This window comes from Parafrankia elaeagni, from assembly GCF_000374165.1.
GTDB classification, from domain to species: Bacteria; Actinomycetota; Actinomycetes; order Frankiales; family Frankiaceae; genus Parafrankia; species Parafrankia elaeagni.
The window spans coordinates 1-1,717 of sequence record NZ_KB893696.1; the positions used below are offsets into that span (position 1 = coordinate 1).

General features: G+C 69.5%; 1 protein-coding gene. It reads left to right on the top strand.

All coding sequences use genetic code 11. The annotated features are described in order from the left end of the window. The first annotated feature begins 231 nt into the window (after positions 1-231). Positions 232-1,500: an IS110 family RNA-guided transposase gene (locus tag B207_RS0106025; RefSeq protein ID WP_018635626.1), complete on the top strand. Its 1,269-nt coding sequence runs from the start codon at positions 232-234 to the stop codon at positions 1,498-1,500. Positions 1,501-1,717: the final 217 nt, after the last annotated feature.

Genomic DNA, 1,717 nt, shown 5'->3' on the forward strand with positions numbered 1-1,717 from the left:
AGTGACCGGGGCCGGCGTCCGCCGGCCACATGGGGCGACGGAAAATGTCCGTGGTCACCCGGATGACGTCGGGCCTCCTTGGTGCCGAAGGTTGGAGCCCGTCCATTAGTGTGACGTGGGGATCTGCAGGCACGTGGGACTGCCGCTTCGAGCGCGACCTCTAGACTCTTTGATCACTGGATCCCCTCCGGGTGGCCACCTTTTCTGTCGGGATGGCCTGTAGGGGGTCGTATGGAAGCGCAGGTCGCGCGGTGCGCCGGCTTGGACGTGCACAAGGACGAGATCGTCGCCTGTGTGCGGATCACCGAGGTGCCGGGTGGGCCGGTCGATGTCCGGCTGCACACGTTCGGGGCGACGACCCGGGAGCTGTTGGGTCTGCGTGACTGGCTGACCGGTCTGGGGGTGACCCGGGTCGGGATGGAGTCGACCGGCGTGTACTGGAGACCGGTCTTCCACATCCTCGAGGACGCGATCGGCGAGTGCTGGCTGCTCAACGCCCGGCACATGCGCAACGTCCCGGGCCGCAAGACCGACGCGGCCGACGCCCAGTGGATCGCAGAGCTCGTCGAGTACGGCCTGGTCCGCCCGTCGTTCGTGCCACCGCAGCCGGTCCGGGAGCTGCGGGATCTGACCCGCTACCGCAAGGCGCAGATCGAGGAGCGGACCCGGGAGGTCCAGCGCCTTGACAAGTTCCTGCAGGACGCGGGGATCAAGCTGTCGTCGGTGTCGTCGTCGATCCTGACGGTGTCCGGTCGGGCGATCCTCGAGTCGATGATCGCTGGCACGACCGACCCGGAGGTGCTCTCGGAACTGGCCCGTGGCCGGCTGCGCAGCAAGATCCCGGCGTTGCGGGAGGCGCTGAACGGGTTCTTCACCGGCCACCACGGCCTGATCATCGGGGAGATCCTCGCGAAGCTGGACTACCTCGACGAGGCGATCGACCGGCTCTCGACCGAGATCGACCGGGTGATCGCCCCTTTCGAGGCGAAGGTCGCCCTGCTGGACACGATCCCCGGGGTTGACCGCCGCACCGCGCAGTGCCTACTCGCCGAGATCGGCCCGGATATGTCGGTGTTCCCGACCGCCGGGCACCTGGCGTCCTGGGCGGGCCGCTGCCCCGGCCAGCACGAGTCCGCCGGCAGGTCCAAGGGCGGCAAGACCCGCAAGGGATCCAAATGGCTGCGCCTGCACCTGCACGAAGCCGCCCGCGCCGCCTCCAGGACCAGGGGCACCTACCTGTCCGCCCAGTACAAGCGGATCAAGGCCAACAGAGGCTCCGCCAAGGCCCGGGTCGCCGTCGAGCACTCGATCCTCGTCGCCGTCTGGCACATGCTCAGCCGGGGCGAGCCCTACCAGGACCTCGGCGCCGACTACTTCACCCGCCGCCAGGACCCCGACCGCCACGCCCAACGGCTGGCCGCCCAGATGAACTCGCTCGGCTACGACGTAGTCCTCACCAAACGGCCGGCACCGCCCACCGGCCCCGCGAGAGCTGCCTGACAAGGAACTGAACACAGCGTCACCCATGCCCGGGCCCAGCCCACGGCGGGCGTCAGCCCGCCCGCCAACGCCCCGCGCCCCAGGCAGTGGGTGACTCGGCGTGGCCCCGGCACCGACGCGCCCTGTCCCAGCGCGGTCACCACCTGGCCTTGCCCGTTCCAGCGTGGTCACCAGCGCCGTGGGCCCGTCACGACCACCAGTCACCTCATTTTCCCTC

Coding starts and splice junctions, on each gene's coding strand:
- B207_RS0106025 (WP_018635626.1), top strand. CDS start 232: ATGGAAGCGCAGGTCGCGCGGTGCGCCGGCTTGGACGTGCACAAGGAC.